Origin of the sequence: Alkanindiges illinoisensis DSM 15370, from assembly GCF_000619845.1 — a bacterium.
Classification (GTDB): Bacteria; Pseudomonadota; Gammaproteobacteria; order Pseudomonadales; family Moraxellaceae; genus Alkanindiges; species Alkanindiges illinoisensis.
Genome location: NZ_JHUX01000004.1, coordinates 123,578 through 147,978, shown reverse-complemented (window position 1 = coordinate 147,978; position 24,401 = coordinate 123,578). Strand labels below are relative to the sequence as shown.

Sequence of the window (24,401 nt, the reverse complement as noted above, 5' to 3'; positions counted from 1 at the left end):
AAAACAAACAGACACTGCACAATAAAAAAGGCCTGCTTCCTATTCATTATAGAAAACAGATCTGACGAGTCGCTTAATTCATTGCCCAGCTTTTGGGGCACCGTTCATCATGCAGCCTTTATTACTAGCCTGAAGATCTATTGGCTATTAACCAATATATTTCACACTCATGATTTCATATTCAACTTCACCTTTGGGCGTTTGAATCTTGACTTCATCGCCTTCGCGCTTGCCAATCAGGCCACGGGCAATTGGTGAGTTAATGGAAATTTTATTGACCTTATAGTCAGCTTCATCGTCGCCTACCAGCTGATAGCTGCGACGTTCTTCAGTATCCAGATTTTCAATTTCAACCGTCACGCCAAACACCACACGGCCATCCTGTTGCAGCTTAGCTACGTCAATCACATCAGCTGCACCCAGCTTGGCTTCAATTTCCTGAATCCGGCCTTCGCAAAAGCCTTGCTGTTCCTTGGCGGCATGGTATTCCGCATTTTCCTTCAGGTCGCCATGCGCCCGTGCTTCAGCAATTGCCGCAATAATCCGTGGACGTTCCACTGATTTTAATTGTTGCAGTTCTTCTTTCAGGGCTTGTTCACCCTGGGGGGTCATGGGATAGCGTTGCATAATCATGTCCTTTTAAATGGTAAAGCACCTGTGTTCATCACAAAAAATAAATCCAGCGCTAAAAAAAAAGCCCCGCCACTAAACAGTAGCGGAACCCTTTAGACGCTATTAGATGTTTTGCAAATCTTGCAAACGATAAACGTCCATTGGCAGTTGGATATTCACAGCCTGGCACACTGCATCCGCACCACTTAAGGTCGTGGTGTAATACACTTTACCTTGCAGGGCACTACGACGGATCGAAAATGAATCCTGCTGTGCCTGTTTGCCTTCAGTGGTATTGATAATGAGGTGAATCTCTTCATTTTTCAAGCGGTCTACAATGTGCGGACGGCCTTCAGTGACTTTATTCACACGCTCGCATTCAATGCCCTGTTCTTGCAGCATGCGGTAAGTACCACCGGTAGCAACCAGTTTAAAACCCAACTCACTGAGCTTTGTAGCAACGGCAGCAATATGTGGCTTGTCGCTATCACGCACCGACAGGAACGCGCGCTTGATTTCACCCTCAACTGGCTTGCCCGGCAGACGGTCATTACTGCCCAGAACTGCCTTGTAGAACGCTTCACCAAAGGTTTTGCCCACGCCCATCACTTCACCAGTGGACTTCATCTCTGGCCCAAGGATTGGATCAACACCCGGGAATTTGGCAAACGGGAATACCGCTTCTTTCACCGCAAAGAACTTGGGCACAATTTCAGTGGTAAAGTTCTGCTCGGCCAGCGTTTTGCCCGCCATGCAGCGTGCTGCAATCTTGGCCAGACTCACCCCAATGCACTTGGACACAAACGGCACAGTTCGTGAGGCACGTGGGTTCACTTCCAGAATATAAACATCATTGCCTTTGACTGCAAACTGCACGTTCATTAGACCAACCACGCCCAATTCCTTGGCCATGGCAATGGTTTGCTCGCGCATCACATTCTGGATGTCATCAGACAATGAATATGGTGGTAGTGAACAGGCCGAGTCACCGGAGTGAACGCCAGCCTGTTCAATGTGCTGCATAATGCCGCCAATTACCACCGTGGTGCCGTCAGACACACAGTCCACGTCCACTTCAATGGCGTCATCCAGGAAGCGATCAAGCAATACCGGGGCTTCATTGGAGGCTTGTACCGCTTCACGCAAATAACGTTTGAGTTCATCCACGTTATACACGATTTCCATGGCGCGGCCACCCAGTACATAGGAAGGACGCACCACCAGCGGATAACCCACTTTTTCAGCTTCCACAATGCCTTCTTCAGCACTGCGGATAATGCGGTTTGGTGGCTGGCGCAAATTCAGGCGCTCAATCATTTGCTGGAAGCGTTCACGGTCTTCTGCACGGTCAATCGCATCCGGCGAGGTGCCAATGATGGGCGCGCCTGCTTCTTCTAGCGCACGGGCCAGTTTCAGTGGGGTTTGGCCACCGTACTGCACAATCACGCCCTTGGGTTTTTCAAGGCGGATAATTTCCAGCACATCTTCCAGAGTGACCGGTTCAAAGTACAGGCGGTCTGAAGTGTCATAGTCAGTGGAAACGGTTTCCGGGTTACAGTTGACCATGATGGTTTCATAACTATCTTCACGCATGGCGAGAGCAGCATGCACGCAGCAATAGTCAAACTCAATGCCCTGACCAATCCGGTTTGGCCCGCCGCCCAGTACCATGATTTTGTCACGGTTGCTGGGGTTGGCTTCGCACTCATCTTCATAGGTGGAATACATATAAGCAGTGCTGGTGGCAAACTCGGCGGCACAGGTATCCACACGCTTGTACACCGGATGAATGCCCAGATCCCAGCGGCGCTTACGCAACTGTTTCTGGCGAATACCCAGCAGATTGGCAATACGCAAGTCAGACAGGCCCTTACGCTTTAAGCTGCGCATTACATCGTAGGTTAAGCCAGCAAAGCCCAGTTGTTTAACCTGTTCTTCGGTTTTAACAATGTCTTCAATCTGTACCAGAAACCATGGATCAATCGCAGTATATTCAAACACCTGTTCCAGACTCATGCCATGACGGAAGGCATCAGCCACGTACCAGATCCGGTCTGGGCCGGGCACTTTGAGTTCAAGGCGTAGTTTATCTTCTGCGCCTTCTGCACCCAATGGAATTTTTTCATCAAAACCGGATGCACCCACTTCAAGGCCACGCAAGGCTTTGTGCACCGATTCCTGGAAGCTGCGGCCAATCGCCATCACTTCACCCACAGACTTCATCTGGGTCGTCAGGATTGGCTCGGCCTGCGGGAATTTTTCAAAGTTAAAGCGTGGAATCTTGGTCACGACATAGTCAATGGACGGCTCAAATGACGCCGGGGTTGCACCGCCGGTAATGTCATTTTTTAGTTCATCCAGCGTATAACCCACGGCCAGCTTGGCGGCAATCTTGGCAATCGGGAAGCCAGTTGCCTTGGACGCCAGTGCAGATGAACGTGACACACGCGGGTTCATTTCAATGACCACCATGCGGCCATCTTTGGGGTTAATCCCAAACTGAACGTTGGAACCACCGGTTTCCACACCAATTTCACGCAATACCGCAACCGATGCATTACGCATCAACTGGTATTCTTTGTCTGTCAGGGTTTGCGCCGGAGCAACGGTAATCGAATCACCGGTATGCACGCCCATCGGGTCAAAATTTTCAATGGAACAGACGATAATGCAGTTGTCGTTTTTATCACGTACCACTTCCATTTCGTATTCTTTCCAGCCAATCAATGATTCATCAATCAGTAATTGCTTGGTTGGGGAAAGATCGAAGCCACGTTCACAGATTTCAATGAACTCTTCACGGTTGTAGGCAATCCCGCCACCTGAACCACCCATGGTGAAAGAAGGACGGATAATCGCTGGAAAGCCCAGTTTGGCCTGAATTTCAAAGGCTTCTTCCATGTTGCTGGCCACGGCAGCACGTGGGCATTCCAGTCCAATACGACGCATGGCCTGATCGAACAGCTTGCGGTCTTCGGCCATTTCAATGGCTTCTTTGGTCGCACCAATCAGCTCAACGTTATATTTTTCCAGCACGCCATTGGCATCCAGTGCCAGCGCGCAGTTCAGCGCAGTCTGGCCACCCATGGTTGGCAACACGGCATCAGGACGTTCTTTTTCAATGATTTGTGCAACCGTCTGCCAGGTGATTGGCTCAATATAGGTTGAGTCAGCCATGCTGGGGTCGGTCATGATGGTGGCCGGATTTGAGTTCACCAGAATGACGCGGTAACCTTCTTCACGCAGCGCTTTACAGGCCTGTGCACCGGAATAGTCAAACTCACAGGCCTGACCAATCACAATCGGGCCAGCACCAATAATCAGGATGCTTTTTATGTCTGTACGTTTAGGCATTACGATTTACTCCAAAGGTATTCCAGTGCCTTGATAAGAAAGTATATTTACTTACCATTTGGAACCTTTTGACTTGAAAATTTTTGACAACTATCCTCAGCAGCCCAACGCATTGTTAGACCAAAATACATTGTTCTAAACATTTCTTTATCCTTATCAGCTAGAGGCATAAGCAGATTTCGTACTTCTACGTTTGGTAAAGAGTTAGAACTATTCCACGCTTGCCTTTCTTGTTCACTAAAAGAACTTAAAAGGTTATGTATGACTTTATGTGCCGAAACTTTTTTACCATTTTGCGAAAGTACTGCATTGCGATAGTTGGATTGATAATATTTAGATAAAGCAGTTGTACCGCCGTCTTTAAAGAAATTTGCATATACAATTACCTCTTGATCGTTAAGAGGTTGGATTGTCTTATTTACCTCTTTAGATAGAGCTGCAGCTACTTTCTGAACGGTATCATTACTAGTAACGCAGTTTTTCCATTCATCAGAAGATTGACTTGCATTTCTAACGGCATTTAAAAAATCATGAATTGCAAAACTATCTGTAATTGTAGTTAGTAATTCAGATCTGGCCCTTGAATTTTCTGTATTTTCAAGGGATGCAGCATAGCTACTGATACTTTTTAGTATCAGTAGGGATAAAAAAAAAGAAGTCTTTATTAAAGACATTATTTTTTAGCCTGCTGCATCAATTCGACAAAATGGTCAAACAGCGGCGCACAGTCATGCGGGCCGGGGCTGGCCTCAGGATGGCCCTGAAAGCTGAACGCTGGCTTGTCGGTACGGTGGATGCCCTGATTGGTGCCATCAAACAGCGAGCGATGGGTCACACGCAGGAACGCAGGCAGTGTGCTTTCATCCACTGCAAAGCCATGGTTTTGGCTGGTGATCATCACCGTGCCGTCATCGAGATTTTTAACCGGATGGTTGGCGCCATGATGGCCATGCGGCATTTTTACGGTTTTGGCACCAGAGGCCAGCGCCAGAATCTGGTGTCCCAGACAAATACCAAACACTGGAATTTCCGTGTTGTCGACAATGTTTTTTACCGCCTCAATGGCATAGTCACAGGCAGCCGGATCGCCCGGGCCATTAGACAGGAAAATACCATCCGGGTTCATGGCCAGTACCTGTTCAGCAGGCGTTTGCGCAGGCACTACCGTCAGGCGGCAACCACGATCTGCCAGCATGCGCAGGATGTTGGTTTTAAAGCCATAGTCATAAGCCACGACATGGAATTTTTCTTCTGGCTGACTAAAGCCTTTGCCCAGCTCCCAAGAACCGGCAGACCATTCATAGCCTTCAGGATCACAGCATTCCTTAGCCAGATCCAGTCCGTTCAGGCCACCAAACGCACGTGCGGCTTCCAGCGCCTGTTGTTCGGTAATATCTTCACCTGCCAGAATACAGCCGTTTTGCGACCCTTTATCACGCAGGATACGGGTGAGCTTGCGGGTATCAATATCGGCAATCGCCACAATATTTTGTTCTTTTAAATACTGATCTAGCGGCTTGGAAGAGCGGAAATTACTGGCAAGCAGGGGCAGGTCGCGAATGACCAGACCACTGGCCCACACGCGACTGGCACGACCAGACTCATGATCCTCGTCATTGGTGCCGGTATTACCAATATGCGGATAGGTCAGGGTAACGATTTGTTTGGCATAACTGGGGTCAGTTAGAATTTCCTGATAACCTGTCATAGCAGTATTGAAAACGACTTCACCAGTCGTACTACCCGTGGCTCCGATAGAAGTACCATGAAAGATCGTTCCGTCGGCGAGGGCTAAAATGGCAGGGGTGCGCAAAACTGAGCTCCTGAGCTTGAACCAGAAAATTGGGGCTGTAAAAAAGCGAGTAGACGTGCCAAATGATAGACAGTGTTGAGGTAACACGGTCTCCTTGAGTCTTCTCGCTTGAATTAACCGCATATTGTACGGATTTGTCGGTTGAAAGTCTATGGATGCTGCAAGTTTTCCTGTGATGACCGTAGATGAAACAACAGATCGCTATTTTAAGTGATTAAAGTGCAATACCTGACCCGTTTCTACATATTGCCAGCTACGTCGAAGCAACAATTACACAAGTGTCACATTAGATAATCGATGTATAAAAATATCACAAGAAACACTTAGTCATCTGCCAAGCCGCTTTATATATTAAATTGAAATTGTGGATTTTTTTATTTTCAACATTTGATCTTGTGGAGAACATTATGCCAAATAACAATCTGAACGAGTTTAAGCAACACACCAACAATCTGGTAGAAGCTGCGCTGGAAAATGCCAAGAAGCGTGAGGAAGCACAGCAGGACGCAGCCGATCAGGGTATTGTGGATCAGGTTAAAAGCAAAGCCAGTGACCTCAATGAGCAGGCCACTGAGAAGCTGGATAGCCTGAAAACCAACGCAACCGATCAGGTCAATGCCTTAAAGGATAAAGCCACTGAGTTAAAAGACCAGGTGACTGACACAGTAACTGAGCAGGCCAGTACCCTAAAAGATCAGGCTACTAACCTGAAAGATCAAGCTAGCGAAACACTGGAAAACAATGCCGATAAACTGGCTGACCTTAAAGCACAGGCGCTGGAAAAACTGGATGAGCTTAAGGCCATGGCGGTTGAAAAGCTTGAAGACAACAATATTAATGTCGAAGAGTTAAAAACGCAGGCTCTGGAAAAATATGAAGAGCTGAAAACCAAAGCGCTTGAAAAACTTGAGGAAAATAACATTAATGTTGATGATCTTAAAGCGCAGGCTCTAGATAAGCTGGAAGAAATCAAAACCAAAGCAAAAGAAGCACTGGAAAAAATTAAAAGCTAATTGCTTTTAACTTCTGCATTACTAGTAAATTCTAAATTGCTAGGAAAAAGTACTATTGGCCTAAGGCTGGTAGTACTTTTTTAATGGCTGTTCGGATTTTAAGACAAGATGTTTAAAAGCTAAATCTATTTAAGATTAGGTTAACAAACCGTTAATCTAAAACAAATAATTGTCAGACAGTTTGGCTGGATAGAATTATAATTTATGTCATATTGAGGCAACATTATTCAATTTTAATGGAGCACGACGATGACCAGTAAAACCACTAACGCTAAAACAACTGCTAAAAAAGCCACTGCCCAGACTCCTGTTGAACAGGTGAGCCAGCATATTGACCAGCTCAAAGAAAATACCAGTGCCACTTTAAATGAAGTCAAGCAATTAACCAGCAGTGCACGGGATCGTTTTGAAGGACAAGCCGAGGCTGCCTCTGAAACCATCCAGAAAAATGTTGCCGGCTTACAGGAAGAGGTGAATGCACGCGTGAGCTATGCCAAGGAACATTTAAACACCACTCGCCAGAACATTACTGATCTGTTTAATACGCTAAAAGCTGAAATTACTGATACCTTTAATGAACTGCTGAACGATGCACAAGGCACGATTGGTGAGGTAAAAGAAGTCCTGACCAAAGCCAAGGATGACGCGCTGGTTAAGCTGGATGACAGCAAAAAAACCACACTGGATGCATGGCAGAAATTTAAGGGCTAACCAAAAAACTATAACAGGTTTGGACTACTTAAAGACACGTTATAGCAAAGCAGGCTATCAAAAATGATCGCCTGCTTTTGTATTTTAGTGCCAAGCTAAAAACGCTTAGGTCAAAAGCCAGATTAAGACTTTTTAAGTAATAAATTAGGCGCTTTACATAGTGGTACGTGCCTTACTCACGGCCTGATGCCACTGATATAGATGTTGCTGGCGTTCATCATCATTCATACTGGGCTCAAAACTACGGTCAAGCTGCCATAAATGCTCAATATCACGAGTACAACCAAATAAGCCAACACCAAGGCCCGCCATTAAAGCCGCGCCTAATGCAGTGGTTTCCTGAAGTTTTGGCCGTAGGACAGGCACACCCAGTAAATCAGCCTGAAACTGCATGAGCATGTCATTGCAACAGGCGCCGCCATCCACACGCAATTCTGTCAGTGGGGTTGGGGCATCCTGCTGCATGGCCACTAGGACATCGGCGACCTGAAATGCAATGGATTCCAGTGCAGCACGGGCAATATGGCAGCGGTTGGTGCCACGGGTCATGCCAGTGAGCATAGCGCGGGCTTCACTGTCCCAATAAGGCGCACCCAAGCCAGTGAATGCAGGAACCAGCACCACGCCATCAGTATCCTTGACCTGCCGGGCCAATGCTTCCACTTCATTACTTTGCCGGATAATGCCCAGTCCATCGCGTAGCCACTGCACAATAGCACCTGCCATAAAAACACTGCCTTCCAACGCATATTGTGGTGATTGCTGCGGGGTTTGCCAGGCCAGGGTAGACAGTAATTGGTGCTGGCTGTATTTCAGTTCACTGCCGGTATTCATTAGCATAAAGCAGCCAGTGCCATACGTATTCTTGGCCAATCCGGCATTAAAACAGCCTTGTCCAAACAGGGCAGCCTGCTGGTCACCAATGGCCGCACAGATGGGTACTTTACGGCCTAATAAGCCATCTGCGGTATAACCAATCAAGCCGCCAGATGGCACAATGCTGGGCAATACACTGGCTGGAATATTAAAATAATCGAGCAGTTCCTCATCCCATGTCTGGGTTTGAATGTTCATGAGCAAGGTACGTGAGGCATTGCTCATGTCAATCACATGCTGCTCGCCACGGGTTAGATTCCAGATTAACCAGCTGTCCACAGTACCAAATGCAAGATTACCTGCATCAGCAAGCGCCCGTGCCTCTGGCAGGTTTTCCAGTATCCACACCAGCTTGCCTGCACTGAAATACGGATCAAGCCGCAGGCCAGTTTTTTTGCATAATTGCTGTTCATCCATTTGCTTGCGTTGCTGTTCGCACCATTCGGCAGTACGGCGATCCTGCCAGACAATAGCTGGTGCTACAGGCTTGCCGGTTTTTTTATGCCATACTACTGTGGTTTCACGCTGGTTAGTTAGGCCGATAGCGGCAATGTCCTGTGCCAGCAAACCCGCTGCGGCCATGGCTTGTTGGGCAACACCAATTTGGGTATTCCACAGCTCCTGTGCATCCTGTTCAACCCAGCCGGGATGGGGCGTGCGAATCGTAATTTCACGCTGGGCACTGGCCTTGACCTGGCCTTTGCTGTCAAAAATAATGGCACGGCTGGAGGTGGTGCCCTGATCTAGAGCCAGTAAATAATCCATTTTGTTGTTCACTTCCTGCTTGAAATTTTTGTGATTGATACCATTATATACATAACCTTGCTTTAAACAGGAATGTTATGAATTGGTGAAGCACATAGCGTCCAGTTGTATAACCTGTTATAGTAAGTGTTCGCATTGGGGATGTTCTGGCTTCGACGCTGGTGATGAAACTCAATGATGCATGCCGAGAGCGCATTATCTCTCGTAAATCAATCTTGCATTTTTATAGTCGCAAACGACGAAACTTACGCTCTAGCAGCCTAAGGGCTGCTTGTCCGCCGAACCAAATATCTGTGGTTGGTGAGGCCGACCGAAGCGCACGCACACAGATCCGCACCGTGTAATGTCCCGTGACATGGTGTCAAACTTAGGGAATCGCTTCTAACGTCCTGTTCGTTGGGCTGTTAGCGGTTAAAGCAATAGACGATAACTAAGCATGTAGATTCGTGGGCGTAGTGCTGGCGGACGCGGGTTCAAATCCCGCCATCTCCACCATATACCTAAATTGATACACTGCAACATGATGATGTATCAGACTAAAACCCTTAACTAGCAATGGTTAAGGGTTTTTTTATGCCTGTTTATGGGGAGCTTTGAGGCTGTATAGGCCAGCCCATTGTGTATCCTATCTTGTATCCTTTAATATTTATTGAACTGGCGGGATACATAAATTGTATGTCTACTGTTTTCGTTAATAGGATTAAGGAGTTATACAATGAAGCGCGATGATATTAAGAAACGGCCAATGACTGATACAACTCTTAAGACATTAGAGCCGGAAGATAAGGAGTATAGAGAGTTAGACGGTAATGGCTTATATTTTCGTATCAAACCTAATGGCAATAAGTCGTGGCAACTACGCTATAAGAAAGCTGATGGTAAATGGTCTTGGGTTGGTATAGGAACATATCCAGCGGTATCTGGCGAACTTGCACGTAAAACAGCGCAAGAATTAAATAAAGCCCTATCGAAGGGTGAAGATCCTATTATTACTAAACAAGAAAAAAAGCAGCAAGAATTAGAAGCAACTAACAGTACCTTCGAAAAGCTAGCGGTAGAGTGGCTGGATGGAAAAGTCAATAAATGGACTGAAGGTACAATGAAGCGCAATAAGGGCGCTTTAGAAAAACATATTTTTCCTGTTATGGGTAAGCGTGCATATAAGGAAATTAAACCTATTGAATGGATGAATCTGTTTAAGAGTATCCAGCGAGAGAAGGGGATCATTGAGCAGTCTAATCGCATGCGTGCTTTGTGCCAGGAAATTTATGATCTTGCTAAAGTGACTGGCCGGATTGAGTTTAACCCATTAGAAGGCTTACACAGGTTCTTGGAAACAGCTAAATCAGAAAATATGAAGCATGTTTCTGCAAATGAATTGCCAGCATTATTAAGAGCAATTAGAAACTATCCAACTCGTGATGTAAGTATAGGGTTACAGCTATTAGCTATGCTGTTTTGCCGTCCCAGTGAGCTTAGAACAGCTTTATGGAAAGAGGTTAATCTTCAAGCAGCCGAATGGACAATTCCCGCAGAGCGCATGAAAAAGCGGCGTGAACATATCATTCCTTTACCGACACAAGCAGTAGAGCTATTAAAAGAGCTTAAGGCGTATAGTAGTGATAGTCCTTATTTATTCCCTAGCCGTAGTAGTAACAATAGTCCAAAATCAGATACAGTCTTTATTATGGCACTTAGACGATTAGGCTATGAAGGGAGACAGTCGCCACATGGCTTTAGGCACATTGCCAGCACGACATTAAGGGAAAAAGGTTTTAACCGTGATCATGTAGAAAGTGCTTTAGCCCATGTCACTGGTGGGGTAGAAGGAGTATACAATAAAGCAGCTTACCTGAATGATCGTAAGCCTATGATGCAATGGTGGGCTGATTATCTGGATAGTTTAGCTAATGATGAAGTTATTGTTTTTAAAAAAGCTTAAAGCTTATTTTTAATCAAATTAAAACTTATAGCTAATCTATGAGTTTTAATTCCAGAATGTTAAAGGGAAGGTAGTGTCCTTGAAAACTTAAAATTAAGCAGTTGATAATAAAATTCTTTTAAAATCAGAAAATACCGTTACATGTAATTTTCTTGTAAGCTTTCTAGAAATTGTATGGAATAACTACTGACTTTCCGATAAACCATTTTGTTACTCATAGTCCGTGGATGTATAAGCCACATAAATTACTATAACAATAGTTACACAAATGAATAGCTTCTGCAATGGAAAAAGAACTCCTAAAGAACTTTAGAAGCCATTTTAAAACTCTCGGAAAAGATTATGGCCTATCTCAAGATGCTTTATTAATAAAGCATGTCTAGGTCGAGCTTACGTGAGTGGCGTTGAAGCAGGAAAAAGAAATATCTCTTTAAAAGCTCCTAATTGCATTGCTAAAGTCCTAGAAAAAATTTATTCGATCTATTTAAGGCTATGTAATGAATGATATTTTATTACCTAAGAGAAGACAGCCCACAAAAACATCTGGTTATAGCACCCATCCAGACAGTACTGGGCGAAATTATAAAATAGAAAAAAAAGATAGTTTTTTTCTTAATAAAAATCAGTCCATTAAAATTGAGTTTTTAATACCACCTCATAATATTGGAGATCTTGTAGCATTTGGAGGATGGTTTTTTTGTGATAAAAATATAAAAGTACATATACAAAAAGGAGGGTTTGTAGACACTATATTGATAATTTATCAACCGCTAAATTGGTCTAAATTTGGTTCTATAGGAGTTTCTGATACAACAAATAATGTTCCAACCACCTCAATAACTTTTACTGCATTAGAAGATACTAATATAGCTTTTCATAATATTGATTGTGGTACAGTTTATCATGAGGAAATTGAAAGAGTTCGAAATGACGCATATGTTGAAAAACAATTAGATAATATTCATACATATGCTCCAGAAGGGAATTTTTACCAAAATAAAGGGAAAATTATTGTCTATAATCAAGCAGCCAATATGTTAGAAAAAAAAATAGATTTGTATTTAAAATCTTGTAATCGTTGTGCGCGTTTTTTACCAATAAATATTAATAATGAAAAAAGTCACTTAAGTTTTTCTAATCATAAACGATTTAACACTTTAAAACATGAAGAATGTGACGATGCTCTGTCTCTAAAATATGGATATCAATTAGAATGCAGGATTTGTAAAAAGCTATTTGTAAATATACCACTAAATAAGCAACGTACGATTGATCAGTTAAGAGAAGATTCAGCAAGAAGACGTGCTATGGAGTCCTTATTGACTGAATTATATAAAAAAAGCCATCTGTTAAGTTATAAAAATAAACATCGGTATGGTGGATTAGCTACAGATACTTGGATTAAATTTAATAAAAGATGTTTTAAGTGCGATATTGAACTAAATAATCCCAAAGATATGCATTTAGATCATACAAGACCTTTATCATTATTATGGCCGTTAGATGAAACAGCCACATGCTTATGTGAAATTTGTAATTCTCAAAAAAGTAATAAGTTACCATCTGAATATTATCTACCAGAAGAAATAGAAGAATTATCATCTATTATTGGATTGTCTATTTCAGATTTAACCCATGCTAAAGTAAACCTAGAAGCAGTAAAGTTGATATTAGATAATATAGAGTGGCTAATATCAGATTTCTGTTTTAGCAATACTTTACAAAAAGATAGAGATGGAAAAATTACTGCTGAAATATTTCTTACTTCCTTACAAAGGACATTAGATGAAACTGAATATGGAAAGAATTATAACTTATTGCAACTTTATCAAGATGTAAAAAAATAAATTGATGAAAGTGGAGAGAAGATTCAATTTATCTACTTCCAGATGATGCAAAAAATTTGAAGATATGTATCTATTCTTATTCAATAAAATAAATATTTATTTGACATGTATGTGACTCATAGTACGTGGGCTCATAGTCTACAAAAACTATCATAAGATTAAGTAAAAAATTGGACAGCTTCTGCCATGGAAGAAGAACTCCTTAGAGCTTTTGGTAACCACCTTAAAATTCTCAGAAAAAATTATGGGCTATCTCAAGAGGCTTTAGCTGATAAAGCATGTCTAGATCGAACTTACGTAAGTGGCGTTGAAACAGGAAAGAGAAATATCTCTTTGAGGGCTTTGAATTCCATTGCTAAGGCATTAGACAAAAATTTATCTCAGCTTTTTGAGGGAATGTAAATGGAAAAAGTAAATTTTGGCAATAAACTTCCGGGGAAAACTGAATTTGCAGGCCGTAGAAGAACAACTACAAGAACTAGTGGATTTAAAAGCCATCCTGATTCAACTGGTGGCGAGCTTAAAATAGAAGATATTGAAAGTATACTAATTCCTAAAGGGCAAAATATTACTATAACATTCCAAATTCCAGACCATAACCTTGGAGATATAGTTGCATTTGGGGGATGGTATTCATGTAATGACCAAATAAGGGTCGAAGTTTTTAAAGGGGGATTTGTAAAGGAGCTTCATACTGACCCAGAAGATAATAACTGGTCAAAGTTTGGTTCAATGGGAACTTCTAGTACTTATACGAATGTTGAGCAAACACAAGTTAGATTTACAGCCCTTGAAGATTCATATCTAGCACTTTACGAAGTTGGCTGTGGTATTGTCAAACATAAACACTTGGAATGGGCAAAATCGGAAAAGCCTGTACTATTGAAAAATATGTACCAATTTGCACCAGAATCAAATTTCTATTCTGTAGAAGGTGATGTCAGCATCGAATTAAGCTTTGACTCGACTGAAACTTCAAATGCACATATCTACTTAAAGTCTTGCAATCGTTGTGCTCGCTTCCTTCCAATAAATATTAATAACGAGAGACATCACTTAAGTTTTTCAAATCATTGTGTTGCCGTTCATAGGCGGCCTTGTTCCCATGCTGGTTTTGGGAAGCTAAGAAACGTTGAAACAAATCAAATAATGCAATTAGAGTACGGTTATCAGTTGGAATGTAGATTCTGTAAAAAATATGAGGTTAATGCTGCACACAATCCACAGCGTACTGCTGCTCAAATGAAGGAGGATGGGGCAAGAAGACGAGCTTTTGAATTACTCCTAACTGAGATTTTTGGCAAAAGCCCGCAACTTATATATAGAGAGAAATCAGGTGGTCGTGAGTTAACTGATGACATATGGTTAAAATTTGGCAAAAAATGTTTTAATTGTTCAATTGACCTCAAATCTCCGAAAGAAATGCATTTAGATCATACCCGTCCTTTAGCTCTCTTATGGCCATTAGATGAGACAGCAACATGTCTTTGTGGTTCCTGCAATTCACAAAAAAGGGACAGAGCGCCTTCTGAATTTTATTCACAAGAAAAACTTTCTGAATTATCAAGAATAACAGGACTTTCACTTGATGAACTTCAAAATCCAAGTCCTAACTTGAATGCGGTAAATTGTCTAATTGAAAATTTAGATTGGTTATTTAATTCTTTTTGCCAAAAATCAGAACTACAGAAAGTACGCGATGGAAAGCTGACTTCAGATTTATTATTAAAAGCTTTACAGAAAACACTAAACAAAACAGATGTTGGAAAAAAAATAGATCTTCTCAAACTTTACAGAAATCTAGGCTAATTTTTTAAGAAAGGCTATAATTTTCAAAAAATTATAGCCTTTTGTAAAAATCAATTTACTTTTTCATTAAGACTAAATATTGGTGTCCTTTAACGCTACCTTTATCTTTGATCCCGTGTTTTTCACAATGCTCAACAGACTCTGTAAAAACATCAAGAATCTCGAAGTATCTTTCAGCAAAAGGAATTAATGATTTAGCCATATCACATTTATCACTATGACCTAAGTGAAAGACTGCAATACCATTAGCAACTAAACGTTCATAACTTTCTTTAAATATAAACTCATAAACATCAAAATTTTTTTTCTGCATCACTTCTACAAAAGATTTAGGATTTTCTTGAAAATCTTTCTTATTCCATCCACAAAACCAATACCTCATCCAGTTCGTCATATAGAATTTTGTACTATCGAAAAAAGGGGGAGATGTAATAATTGAATCGACTTTTTGAATTTCTTCAGGCCATTTACTAAGGATATCTGATAAAAAGCATTTAGATGAAGTTAAATTTAATAACTCTTGAGCCTCTATTGATTTGTTAACTTTATTTGTCAACTTTTCAATTACATTCTTATATATAAATTCACCCGTAGGTGCATAAGGGGTAATAGGATGACTATTACGACTTAAAGCATAAGGCCTATTACCATGTAAAATGTGTAGCATACATGCGAAAACTAATGACCAATTCTCTGATTCTGGGTCATTGTGTTTAAGAAAAAATTCCCTCGCTAAGAGAATTTCTTTAAAAGTATCCTCATGAAAATATTCTGGAATAGTTTTATTAAAAGCGACTCCTATTGAGTCCGATATGCTTTTATCTTGCGGTGTATTATTACGAATAAAATCATCTAACATGTCAATTATTTTAAGTACTTCTTCTTTATTATGCTTTTTTAACTTCGCATTCGAGAGAGAAGTAGCTAATACACCAATATCTAACCCAAAGGCAAAACGACCATTTATAGCGGCTTCGAATGGAATAGTTCCTGATCCGCTAAATGGATCTAAGACGATATCTCCTTTTACCGAGAAGGTATCAATTAAATGATAAGCCAAAGCTGGTTTCATTTTTCCTTGATAAGAACAAACCGAGTGTAAATCAGATCCCCAATTTCTTTTTGAAAATGGTTCCTCCATATGAGGAAACGTTGTTTTAAAGTTATCCCATTTTTCTAAAATTTCAGCGAGTTTGGCAGATTTCATTTTTCTTCACTATCCATCTTCTTTAATACCAATAAATACTGACCTAACTCAGCTCCACCATTGGAATATCTTTTCCTTAATAAAATTTCTTCATATAATGAAAAACCTAAATCTTTCGCGATTTCCGTCAAAATTATGTGTGTAGGAATATACACATTTGCATAGACACTATCTCCAATATCAATGCATATAACACCATTAAGTTTCGTATGGTGTTTCAATCCTTCTAGCACTATTTTCATTTCATAAAAATATGCTGACATCATCTTAGCAATTCTAGCGTCATAAGCTTTTTCTAATAATTCAGCATATAAATCAGATACCAAAGGTAAAATATCTTTCCCTTTATCTTTAGTGACATCATTTATTCCAGATGTCACAACCTGATCTCTAAAAATACGAAGACTCTTATTGTTTAAAAGCTCTCCAATAAACCAAAGTTCGAGCTTTGTATTTCGAAAATAATTAGTACCATTTAAGTAAGGAGGGCTTGTGATAACAATATCAGCTTGGATACTTTCGATATCTAAAACTTCTTTTGAATTATTTGCCAATAAGTTTATTGGAGCTAATGCTTGAGGACAATTTCTACAATCATCCATCATCAGCTTTAGTTGCTTTAATACTGAAGGTAGTAATAAAGGTACACCTTTAGATAATTCTTTTGGAGTTTTAAAACGTACATCTCCTGATCTTTTTAATAAGGAACAAGTTACTAAACAAGATAGTATGGCTACCTCTAAAGCTTCAGCTAAAAGTTCATCTTTTAATGCAATCTGATCCACTAAGGATCTAAATTTTAGTACTTGCTCAAAAGTATCTTGAGAAAAGAAAATACTCTTATCAAAACAATCGTAATATTTTTTCCTTAGTTCTTCTGATGGTCTTACATTCTGTAAATAATGATTTAAATTATTCCCTAGCTCATTGATATCTAATAAAAATTCTGATTTTTTACTATCTGAAAGGTTAAGAATTTTTTGCTTAATTGCGACAACTTTTCTTAAAACAGGGTTAATTTCACAATAATAAGATGTGCAACCTAAAATCGAGCTATTCACTGGAGTCGTTCCAACTCCAGCAAAAGGTTCCAGAACGATTTCAGCATCAGGAGCATAAGTTTTTAAAATTTCATATACAAATGATGATGAAAAACCTTCTAAATATGAATACCAATCATGTAAATATTCACCTTTACCACCCGAGTGTGTAGTGTGCTTGGCTTCTATTTCAAAAGATGCTTTGGGGAATAATTTAGTTTGCATATTTCCTGTGAGTCATTGACTATTATCTTCTACACTAGAGTCGACTAATTCAATAAGTGATATACCTAAATGATAGCATATTGTTGACTATAGTAAACATTTTGTGTGCTCTGCCTTGGTAGTAAGGTGACTAATTTTACTTGAGCATTACATAGTGGTTTCTTGAGAAAGTGAAAATGTTCTTCGCCTCATTAACTTCCTAAATCTTTTGCTCCAATAACTCTCGAATGGATTTTGGTGATCGCTGGCCTGATGCGCTTCTATCTTGCGATTAGAGGCTTTTTTAATCGTCTCTTTGGTTAATTAATCCATTGGCAGCCCTAAGACTTCACAAACCTATTCAATAGATAGGCATGAGTATGTTCATTACTTGGAACTAATTGCACACTGAAGCTTGTATTTTGGTTTTGATAGCTAAGCATCGATAATGCAGGTAACTTTAGCCTGCTATAATGATCTTCTGATGAGCGTGATAGTTTGGCTTGTTCAGTCTTAGTGTGAATCGTGATGTATGCCACTAAGCCAACAGGCTCACCTATCATTCGCCTTATCTGTTCCTGAGCCAGAAGTACAATACTAAAAGCCCTTTTGTCTCTGATATCTTAATACGCTTAGGGTATAAAGGCCAATAAATACCACATAGCTTTAGGAAAGTTGCCAGTAAAACACTTAATGAGAAATATTTAGAAGCCGCCCTAGCGCATGTAAAGGCGGTGTGGCTAGTTTCTATAACATAGTACTATCCTAGTGCAACGTGTGGACGGTGGGCTGATTATAGGGATAAGTTAGCTGACAATGAAAACCAATCTCTAAACAAGCATAAGCCAGAAGTTATAAAACTTTGATTCTCAAAACCTATAAAATTTGAGAAACCTTCTTTACACTATATGAATATATTCATAATAAATTAATTAAGGGGAAAACATGATTAATACTACTGGAGCAAGATGGTGGAAATTTGATTTTCATACACATACACCTGCATCAAGTGATTATGCTAAAGCTCAATTTGATCCAAAAACGATTAACCCTCGTGATTGGCTAATGAAATTTATAGATGAAGGGATAGAGTGCGTAGCTGTAACAGACCATAACACTGCAACATGGATAGATAGCCTAAAAAAAGAGGCTGAATTATTAAAAAATGAAGGTAAAAATATTTCTATATTTCCTGGTATGGAAATAACAGCAAACTCGAATGTTCATATACTTGCAATATTTGATCCAAGCTGCTCCCAAGAAGAAATTTCTAGTTTAATTGGAGCGGTAGGAGCTAAACCAAATCAAATAGATATACCCTGCACTAAAAGTGCAATTGAAGTTGTACATGCAATTCATCAAGCTGGAGGGATTGCTATTCCAGCTCATGTTGATCTTGCAGCAGGAGCTTTTCTGATGCAATCAATGAGTTCATACAAACAATTGATACAAGCGGTTTTAGCTGTAGAAGTCGTTTTTCCAGAAAAATTTTCATTATGGAATAATGATTTTAAAAATAAATATTCACATATAAGCAACTTGCCAAATGTAATAGGTAGTGATGCTCATATGCCCAGAGAGGTTGGTAGGGCATTTACTTGGGTCAAAATGGGTGCTCCAACTATTGAGGGTCTAAAACTTGCATTAATAGATGGAAATACTTCTATTAAAAGGAAGGAGACAACAAGCATTAATCCAAATGATGAAAAATCTAAACTATTAATACAATCTATAGATATTAAGGATTGTAAGTATGCAGGACGCTCTAGTGGACTTACTATAAATATTAGTCCTTGGCTAAATTCAATAATTGGTGGTAGAGGTGCAGGTAAATCTTCTTTAGTGGAATTTATAAGGATAGTATTATCAAAGGATAAAGAAATTTTAGATACTAAAGATTTACATGAAATTAAAAGAACCTTTGAATTATTTAAAAAGATTTCAAAATCTCGTGAAGATTCTGGTATGTTCTTAGAAAAAAGTGTTATTTCATGTATTTATGAAAAAGATAATTTAAAATATAAAATTGTATGGTCTGCTGATAATCAAAAACATAATATATATAAAATTGACAATGAATTTAATATCTTAGAGGAAGAATTTGGGGAAATTCATCAAAGATTTCCAATCAGTATTTATAGCCAAAAGCAGATATTTGAACTTTCCAAGAATCCTTCTTTTTTATTTAATATGATTGATCAATCACTCATAGTAGATATTAATAGTCTTAATAGAGAATCAAATGAAATAATTAGGGATTTAAAACATAGTTTGAATCGTAAAAATTATTTAGTTTCTGAGATAGGTTTTAAAAATCAGCTATTAGGTGAGAGGAAAGACTTAATTAATAAGTTAAGCCTTATTGAAAATCCCTTAAATGAAAAAATAGCACAAGACTATAAAAATGCCTTAATACAAAAAAATAAATTTAAGGATTTTAAAAATAGTGTTTCAGAGAAAATATTGGAACTAACAAAATTTACAGATAATTACTCAGAAATATCTAATCAAATAGATGAAACATATGCAAATAATGAAATTAATTCAATTTTAAATCTAGTTGCTGATATTAAAAATAATTTAGTTATTAAAACTCAGGAACTGAGTAATCTTTTTACGGATTTTGAGGAAAAAATTCTTCAAATAGATGATTATAAGAGGATAGATAGAGCTATTGAAGATTATAAAATAACTTTAGATCAACTCAAAGATGTAGGTATTGACTTTCAAAGTCATCAGAAATTAGTGAATAGCATAGAAATTATTGATAAAAATTTGGAGAATATTAGTATATATGAGAGTGAATTAATAAATAATAAAATCGAATTAAAAGCTATATATGGTAAATTGATAGAAAATAGGATGAATCTAACCAAACGTAGAAAAGAATTTATAAGTAATTATTTTTCTAGCAATGATGAAATTAGAGTTACTATAATTCCTTTTGGTAAAATTAATGAAAATGGTTTTAGAGCATGTATACAAAAAACAGGAGACTATTTTTCAAGTAGTATTTATGACTCCGATGAGCAAAAAGGCATTTTATTTAATTTGGAAAATGATTTTAAGAACAAAAATTATGACATTGAAGAATGTCATAAAATAATATCAGAATTTAAAATGGAGATATTATCAAACCCAATAGCTAGTGTTATAAAAGAAAAGATTGAGAAAAGATTATTCGATCACCTAATGAAAATAAATTCTTCCTCTGAAGTAATTGAAAGCATCCTCGGATGGTTTCCACACGATGATATCAAAATTGATTTTAGAACTAATGGAAATAATTTTAGAAATATTGCTGAAGGATCGGCAGGTCAAAAATCAGCAACGATACTGAGCTTATTATTGAATTATGGTAATGAGCCATTAATTCTAGATCAACCAGAAGATGATCTAGATAACTCTCTAATTACTAGATTAATTGTTAAACAGCTAAAAGAATCAAAAACCAAAAGGCAGGTTATTCTTGTAACACATAATCCAAATATAGTAGTCAACTCCGACTCTGAAAATGTAATAGCTTTACAAAATAAAGGTCTAATTCAAATTGAAGCTAGTGGTGCGTTACAAGAGAAAGCTGTTAGGGATTTGGTATGCTCAATAATGGAAGGTGGGGTCGATGCATTAAAGACAAGATATAAAAGAATGATTCCTTTTGAATATTAAATTCAAATTTTATTACCCTCTGATAAAACTTTTTTAGCCTCTTTTACCTCCTGAATCTTTTCATGCAATAGCTGCTGAATCGATTCAGGTAGATTCTGTTGATCGCTGGCCTGATACGCTTCCATCTTTCGATTGTAGGCTTTTTCAATCGTCTCTGGCGTTAGTCCTTCCATTGTTAGCCCTAGCACTTGGCAAGCCCATTCAATGGATCGGGTATCCTGTTGCTTATGATCACTACTCGGCACTGGCTGCAAAGTGCGACTTGTGCTTTGGCTTTGGTAGCTAAGTGTCGAGGATGCAGGTGTCTTTAGCCTGCTGTAATGATCTTCTGAGGATAGCGCTAGCTTGGCTTTTTGAATCCTACCGTGAAGCATAATATAAGTGACCAAGCCGACTGGCCCACCCACAGCAACCAGTAGTAGTAATAGTGTTCTTAGCATCGTAATCTTCCTTAAGCACTCATTTTGTTATTGGCTAGCTTGAGTAATATGTCCTTAGCCTTATTGACGTCCTGTGTCTTTTCATGCAGGAGCTTCTGGATGGCTTCTGGCAAGCCTTGGTGCTTATCAGGGTGATATTCCCGCATCTTCTGGCGGTAGGCTTGTTGGATACGTGCTGTGCTAATCTCTGCCTGTGATAGCCCTAGGATTTCACATGCCCATTCAGTGGCAGAGTTCGTTGTGGTTTGTTGCTCATAGCCTTGGTGTTCCTGCTGTGATTCCCCAGATTGATAGGATTCTTCACTGGCATGAATGGCTGTACTGATAATCCTGCCAATCTCATCATTAGATAAGCCAAAGGAATGTCCTAAATCATTAATCTTGCGTTCAATGCTTGGGTGAGGGGTTTGGTCAATAACCAGCATCCTTGCTATTACATAAGTAATTTCAGGACGTGCTGCCGGATTATTGCTGACTGCCTGTTTTACCCCATCAATCAGGATACTCAGGCTTACGTTAGGTACATGCTTTAGCCGATCCCGAAGCAATATCTTTTCAGCATCATTTAATGGGCTAAGCACTGTTTTAATGAACTGGATTTTTTCAGGTGTCCAAGACCGCTTGCCCTCTAGGGCATAGTAGGTATACAGATCAATAAAGGGATAAAGGTTCTTAAATGAGTTGTGCTGTGCTTCGTTAGCAGCATTATGCTGTTCTTGTCCATTACCAATTTTTGGCACACTGTCAGATGTTGAGTTGTTATCGTTTTGCTTGCATATCTCAATGATGATGCCAACAATAAACAGAATGATGAGCCAGACCATGTAAACCCCTTTATAGCAATATTTTTTAAATAATAACTTATAGGTTTAATAATATCCTATTTTGGGATATTTTTCATATTCCCTGATAGTGCTGGTCATGCGAACTATCCATGATCCACGCTATAGCTTAGTAATTGCCAAGCTCATCCAGATTAGAGATGAAAAGAAAATTACGCAGGTTGAACTAGCGAAGAAACTACTTAAACCTCAATCTTACATTTCCAAGACTGAGCTGCTTGAACGCCGCTTGGATGTGATTGAGTTGCTGGATTGGCTGAACGCTTTAGAGAGTAATCCTTCATTGTTCTTTAATGGCTTAAATTTTGATGCAGTTAACAAGCCATAATATTTGATTAATATTTAGTTCGCTCTAAAAGGCCTTAAATACTTATTACAGCCATTTTAATTCTGGTGGTACATTCTTATCACTTATGATTTTAAACTTCGCTATGGGGCTGCTATCGCATTCTGGATGGGTGAATTAAATAGTTGTTGGGTGACATTTATTTTTAACTGGCTTTGAAGCTAATCACATTACTAGTGAAAGTTCATTTATGATTCCTAAAATATGACTTTCACTAGAACTATTTTTGAGGTTGCATTACTTAGCAACGGTCAACAGCCCCAAAAGCCTGATTCTACGTGCATGCTATTAAAGCCTTCAACCTTGATAAAACGCTTATATATTATAGCTTTTTTCATATTTTAAATTAACCCCCTTAGAGTGCTTTTAATAGTTTTATCTACTTCTATTCCTCTATCTTCTCTTTATTGATTATTCATACTAGTTAATATTTAATAGTTAACCTATCCTTTCTTGATGATTAATTATTCTTTATTCTTAATCATTTTATAATCTATGTAATTTCTTACTATTTCCTTGACTCTATACTGAGATATTCCACTGATTTGACAACCATTATACAGTATGAAATACTATTGGCTGTGGTTATCTAATACCGATGGGTATTAATAATCACGCTATTCACACTTATAAAACCCACATAATAAACTATTAAAACAAACCATTTATTATAAGAGAGATTATAATGCATAGAAATATCTATAACCTGATTAATTCCAAACACAAAAAAAGCTATCAATATGACCATGACAATGCTGAGACCATTGCTGCGGTCATCCTGCAAGCTAATGAGACCATGCTTAATCCCGTAGCTGCCCATTTCGTATTGTTTACCAAGTATGAGTTTGATATCCGATCCATCGCCCAGCGTCTAAACCGTGTACTGAAGGATAAGGTAAACGGCCTGATGTACTTCTGGTCAGTTGAACAGACTTATATGCAGAAATTCTGTGAGACGGTACATATTCACTTTTGCCTGATTCTTGATGTTCCATTTTTGAATGCCGACTATGATCACCTGTTCAGGAATATTGCACTGCCTGCATTACAAGGCTTAAAGCATGTCGATGTGAACTACAACGACAGTGAACGAGAAATTGTAAAACGGATGCGGTATCTACCAGAGGAAGGTATTCCCAACGCTGCCGAAGCCACTGCATCCTTATTACCACTTGGTCAAGCAGGAAACACTGGATTGTATCGACAGGTATTTATACCTTGCCAAGACCAATGATAAAAACATTGATAATAAATGCAGCCAATTCCAGAGGAAGAAATTTAGTAGCTCACAACACATTAGTGACCACTATAAACACGAATTTAAAAAAATCATGAACCAGCAAATCAATAAAAAAGGAAATAAATTTATGATGTCCAGTATTAAAGAAGTCGTAACTTATGAATTACCCATTACCCACGAAACCATAGATAATGAAACCCACGTCTATATCGAAGCTTTGAACTTTGCAGCCTTACAGCTACTAACCGAGCATGATACTGACCTGATTAGCCAAGCGATGTTAAACCATGTCCTAGACTACGTGGAAACCCATCAGCTTGAAGCAGACGAATACCATGTGATTGCTGATAACCCGTTAGCACTACGTCTACTTGAGGTCGTAGAGGCTGCATTACAGGTGTTAGCTGATCATGCCTAAGTTAACGTTTTTATCTGATTTTAACCTGATGCCCATGTTTGTATTACTGGTACTGCTGTTGATCTGCTAAGTGGGTATTAATGATGAAAGATCAAACCTGTCACTTTTACCGCTTAATGGCCATGTAACGGTTATACCTCAACTCAATGATAGTGCATTGTCGTTTGAAGCTGCTCCGACAGTACGGCAGGCTATGCCTGTGTGCTGTGGAGTAGCAATGCTTTTTAACGCTATTGAACCGCTTGTGGTAAAC

General features: G+C 39.3%; 19 protein-coding genes and 1 other RNA gene. 11 read left to right on the top strand and 9 right to left on the bottom strand.

All coding sequences use genetic code 11. The features are described from left to right. Positions 1 to 147: 147 nt before the first annotated feature. The 4 genes from greA to carA all read right to left on the bottom strand — a co-directional run bounded on the left by greA (position 148) and on the right by carA (position 5,779). Positions 148 to 627 carry a transcription elongation factor GreA gene (gene greA / locus Q337_RS0109500; RefSeq protein WP_026471396.1) on the bottom strand — a complete coding sequence of 160 codons (480 nt, stop codon included), beginning with the start codon at positions 625 to 627 and terminating at the stop codon, positions 148 to 150. 108 nt (positions 628 to 735) lie between these two features. Further along, a complete protein-coding gene (carB, locus tag Q337_RS0109495; protein WP_026471395.1) occupies positions 736 to 3,966 on the bottom strand; it encodes a carbamoyl-phosphate synthase large subunit in 3,231 nt (1,076 codons plus the stop codon). 47 nt (positions 3,967 to 4,013) lie between these two features. Next, positions 4,014 to 4,640: a hypothetical protein gene (locus Q337_RS0109490; RefSeq protein ID WP_026471394.1), complete on the bottom strand. Its 627-nt coding sequence runs from the start codon at positions 4,638 to 4,640 to the stop codon at positions 4,014 to 4,016. Continuing rightward, the gene (gene carA, locus Q337_RS0109485; protein ID WP_026471393.1) at positions 4,640 to 5,779 is read right to left on the bottom strand and encodes a glutamine-hydrolyzing carbamoyl-phosphate synthase small subunit; all 1,140 of its coding nucleotides are present in this window, start codon (positions 5,777 to 5,779) and stop codon (positions 4,640 to 4,642) included. Before carA ends, Q337_RS0109490 begins: the two co-directional genes overlap by 1 nt. Positions 5,780 to 6,186: 407 nt before the next feature. On the opposite strand from carA, the gene Q337_RS17355 reads away from it, so the two are divergent. Both Q337_RS17355 and Q337_RS0109475 read left to right on the top strand, forming a co-directional pair. Next, positions 6,187 to 6,792, top strand: a complete 606-nt coding sequence (locus Q337_RS17355) for a hypothetical protein (RefSeq protein WP_034279855.1) — start codon at positions 6,187 to 6,189, stop codon at positions 6,790 to 6,792. Between the two features lie 249 nt (positions 6,793 to 7,041). Continuing rightward, positions 7,042 to 7,503 (top strand): hypothetical protein, encoded by a 462-nt coding sequence (locus Q337_RS0109475; RefSeq protein WP_026471392.1) that lies wholly within the window; start codon positions 7,042 to 7,044, stop codon positions 7,501 to 7,503. A 153-nt stretch (positions 7,504 to 7,656) separates the two neighbouring features. On the opposite strand, the gene glpK is transcribed toward Q337_RS0109475, so the two are convergent. After that, positions 7,657 to 9,144, bottom strand: coding sequence for a glycerol kinase GlpK (glpK, locus tag Q337_RS0109470; protein WP_026471391.1), 1,488 nt, complete (start codon positions 9,142 to 9,144; stop codon positions 7,657 to 7,659). Between the two features lie 137 nt (positions 9,145 to 9,281). Here glpK and ssrA point away from each other — a divergent pair. The 5 genes from ssrA (at position 9,282) to Q337_RS0109450 (ending at position 14,742) form a co-directional block, all read left to right on the top strand. Next, positions 9,282 to 9,639, top strand: a transfer-messenger RNA (tmRNA) gene (gene ssrA, locus Q337_RS18640). A gap of 220 nt (positions 9,640 to 9,859) precedes the next feature. After that, positions 9,860 to 11,086 carry a tyrosine-type recombinase/integrase gene (locus Q337_RS0109465; protein WP_034279851.1) on the top strand — a complete coding sequence of 409 codons (1,227 nt, stop codon included), beginning with the start codon at positions 9,860 to 9,862 and terminating at the stop codon, positions 11,084 to 11,086. Between the two features lie 497 nt (positions 11,087 to 11,583). Continuing rightward, positions 11,584 to 12,933, top strand: a complete 1,350-nt coding sequence (locus tag Q337_RS0109460; RefSeq protein WP_026471389.1) for a hypothetical protein — start codon at positions 11,584 to 11,586, stop codon at positions 12,931 to 12,933. A gap of 186 nt (positions 12,934 to 13,119) precedes the next feature. After that, complete coding sequence (locus tag Q337_RS0109455; RefSeq protein ID WP_026471388.1) at positions 13,120 to 13,335, top strand: helix-turn-helix domain-containing protein; 216 nt, start codon at positions 13,120 to 13,122, stop codon at positions 13,333 to 13,335. Then, positions 13,336 to 14,742, top strand: coding sequence for a hypothetical protein (locus tag Q337_RS0109450; protein ID WP_026471387.1), 1,407 nt, complete (start codon positions 13,336 to 13,338; stop codon positions 14,740 to 14,742). 55 nt (positions 14,743 to 14,797) lie between these two features. On the opposite strand, the gene Q337_RS0109445 is transcribed toward Q337_RS0109450, so the two are convergent. Together Q337_RS0109445 and Q337_RS17350 are read right to left on the bottom strand one after the other, a co-directional pair. After that, complete coding sequence (locus tag Q337_RS0109445; protein WP_026471386.1) at positions 14,798 to 15,949, bottom strand: DNA methyltransferase; 1,152 nt, start codon at positions 15,947 to 15,949, stop codon at positions 14,798 to 14,800. After that, positions 15,946 to 17,214 (bottom strand): hypothetical protein, encoded by a 1,269-nt coding sequence (locus Q337_RS17350; RefSeq protein WP_051526761.1) that lies wholly within the window; start codon positions 17,212 to 17,214, stop codon positions 15,946 to 15,948. Before Q337_RS17350 ends, Q337_RS0109445 begins: the two co-directional genes overlap by 4 nt. 924 nt (positions 17,215 to 18,138) lie before the next feature. On the opposite strand from Q337_RS17350, the gene Q337_RS0109435 reads away from it, so the two are divergent. Beyond that, entirely contained in the window at positions 18,139 to 20,862 is a 2,724-nt protein-coding gene (locus Q337_RS0109435) for a TrlF family AAA-like ATPase (RefSeq protein WP_026471385.1), read from the top strand. 2 nt (positions 20,863 to 20,864) lie between these two features. Here Q337_RS0109435 and Q337_RS19080 read toward each other — a convergent pair whose 3' ends face one another. Further along, the gene (locus Q337_RS19080) at positions 20,865 to 21,035 is read right to left on the bottom strand and encodes a hypothetical protein (protein ID WP_211253604.1); all 171 of its coding nucleotides are present in this window, start codon (positions 21,033 to 21,035) and stop codon (positions 20,865 to 20,867) included. A gap of 278 nt (positions 21,036 to 21,313) precedes the next feature. Then, entirely contained in the window at positions 21,314 to 22,126 is an 813-nt protein-coding gene (locus Q337_RS0109425; RefSeq protein ID WP_026471383.1) for a J domain-containing protein, read from the bottom strand. Between the two features lie 97 nt (positions 22,127 to 22,223). Between Q337_RS0109425 and Q337_RS0109420 the strand changes: the two genes are divergently transcribed. The 3 genes from Q337_RS0109420 to Q337_RS0109410 all read left to right on the top strand — a co-directional run bounded on the left by Q337_RS0109420 (position 22,224) and on the right by Q337_RS0109410 (position 24,148). Further along, positions 22,224 to 22,472: a helix-turn-helix domain-containing protein gene (locus tag Q337_RS0109420; RefSeq protein WP_026471382.1), complete on the top strand. Its 249-nt coding sequence runs from the start codon at positions 22,224 to 22,226 to the stop codon at positions 22,470 to 22,472. A 703-nt stretch (positions 22,473 to 23,175) separates the two neighbouring features. Beyond that, positions 23,176 to 23,724 carry a hypothetical protein gene (locus Q337_RS0109415; protein ID WP_026471381.1) on the top strand — a complete coding sequence of 183 codons (549 nt, stop codon included), beginning with the start codon at positions 23,176 to 23,178 and terminating at the stop codon, positions 23,722 to 23,724. Between the two features lie 133 nt (positions 23,725 to 23,857). After that, positions 23,858 to 24,148 carry a hypothetical protein gene (locus Q337_RS0109410; protein ID WP_026471380.1) on the top strand — a complete coding sequence of 97 codons (291 nt, stop codon included), beginning with the start codon at positions 23,858 to 23,860 and terminating at the stop codon, positions 24,146 to 24,148. The last annotated feature ends 253 nt before the right edge of the window (positions 24,149 to 24,401 follow it).

Coding starts and splice junctions, on each gene's coding strand:
- Q337_RS0109415 (WP_026471381.1), top strand. CDS start 23,176: ATGCATAGAAATATCTATAACCTGATTAATTCCAAACACAAAAAAAGC.
- Q337_RS0109435 (WP_026471385.1), top strand. CDS start 18,139: ATGATTAATACTACTGGAGCAAGATGGTGGAAATTTGATTTTCATACA.
- Q337_RS0109475 (WP_026471392.1), top strand. CDS start 7,042: ATGACCAGTAAAACCACTAACGCTAAAACAACTGCTAAAAAAGCCACT.
- Q337_RS17355 (WP_034279855.1), top strand. CDS start 6,187: ATGCCAAATAACAATCTGAACGAGTTTAAGCAACACACCAACAATCTG.
- Q337_RS0109425 (WP_026471383.1), bottom strand. CDS start 22,126: ATGGTCTGGCTCATCATTCTGTTTATTGTTGGCATCATCATTGAGATA.
- Q337_RS0109460 (WP_026471389.1), top strand. CDS start 11,584: ATGAATGATATTTTATTACCTAAGAGAAGACAGCCCACAAAAACATCT.
- greA (WP_026471396.1), bottom strand. CDS start 627: ATGCAACGCTATCCCATGACCCCCCAGGGTGAACAAGCCCTGAAAGAA.
- Q337_RS0109445 (WP_026471386.1), bottom strand. CDS start 15,949: ATGAAATCTGCCAAACTCGCTGAAATTTTAGAAAAATGGGATAACTTT.
- carB (WP_026471395.1), bottom strand. CDS start 3,966: ATGCCTAAACGTACAGACATAAAAAGCATCCTGATTATTGGTGCTGGC.
- Q337_RS17350 (WP_051526761.1), bottom strand. CDS start 17,214: ATGCAAACTAAATTATTCCCCAAAGCATCTTTTGAAATAGAAGCCAAG.
- Q337_RS0109465 (WP_034279851.1), top strand. CDS start 9,860: ATGAAGCGCGATGATATTAAGAAACGGCCAATGACTGATACAACTCTT.
- Q337_RS0109420 (WP_026471382.1), top strand. CDS start 22,224: ATGCGAACTATCCATGATCCACGCTATAGCTTAGTAATTGCCAAGCTC.
- Q337_RS0109490 (WP_026471394.1), bottom strand. CDS start 4,640: ATGTCTTTAATAAAGACTTCTTTTTTTTTATCCCTACTGATACTAAAA.
- Q337_RS19080 (WP_211253604.1), bottom strand. CDS start 21,035: ATGGAAGGACTAACGCCAGAGACGATTGAAAAAGCCTACAATCGAAAG.
- Q337_RS0109410 (WP_026471380.1), top strand. CDS start 23,858: ATGATGTCCAGTATTAAAGAAGTCGTAACTTATGAATTACCCATTACC.
- Q337_RS0109455 (WP_026471388.1), top strand. CDS start 13,120: ATGGAAGAAGAACTCCTTAGAGCTTTTGGTAACCACCTTAAAATTCTC.
- glpK (WP_026471391.1), bottom strand. CDS start 9,144: ATGGATTATTTACTGGCTCTAGATCAGGGCACCACCTCCAGCCGTGCC.
- Q337_RS0109450 (WP_026471387.1), top strand. CDS start 13,336: ATGGAAAAAGTAAATTTTGGCAATAAACTTCCGGGGAAAACTGAATTT.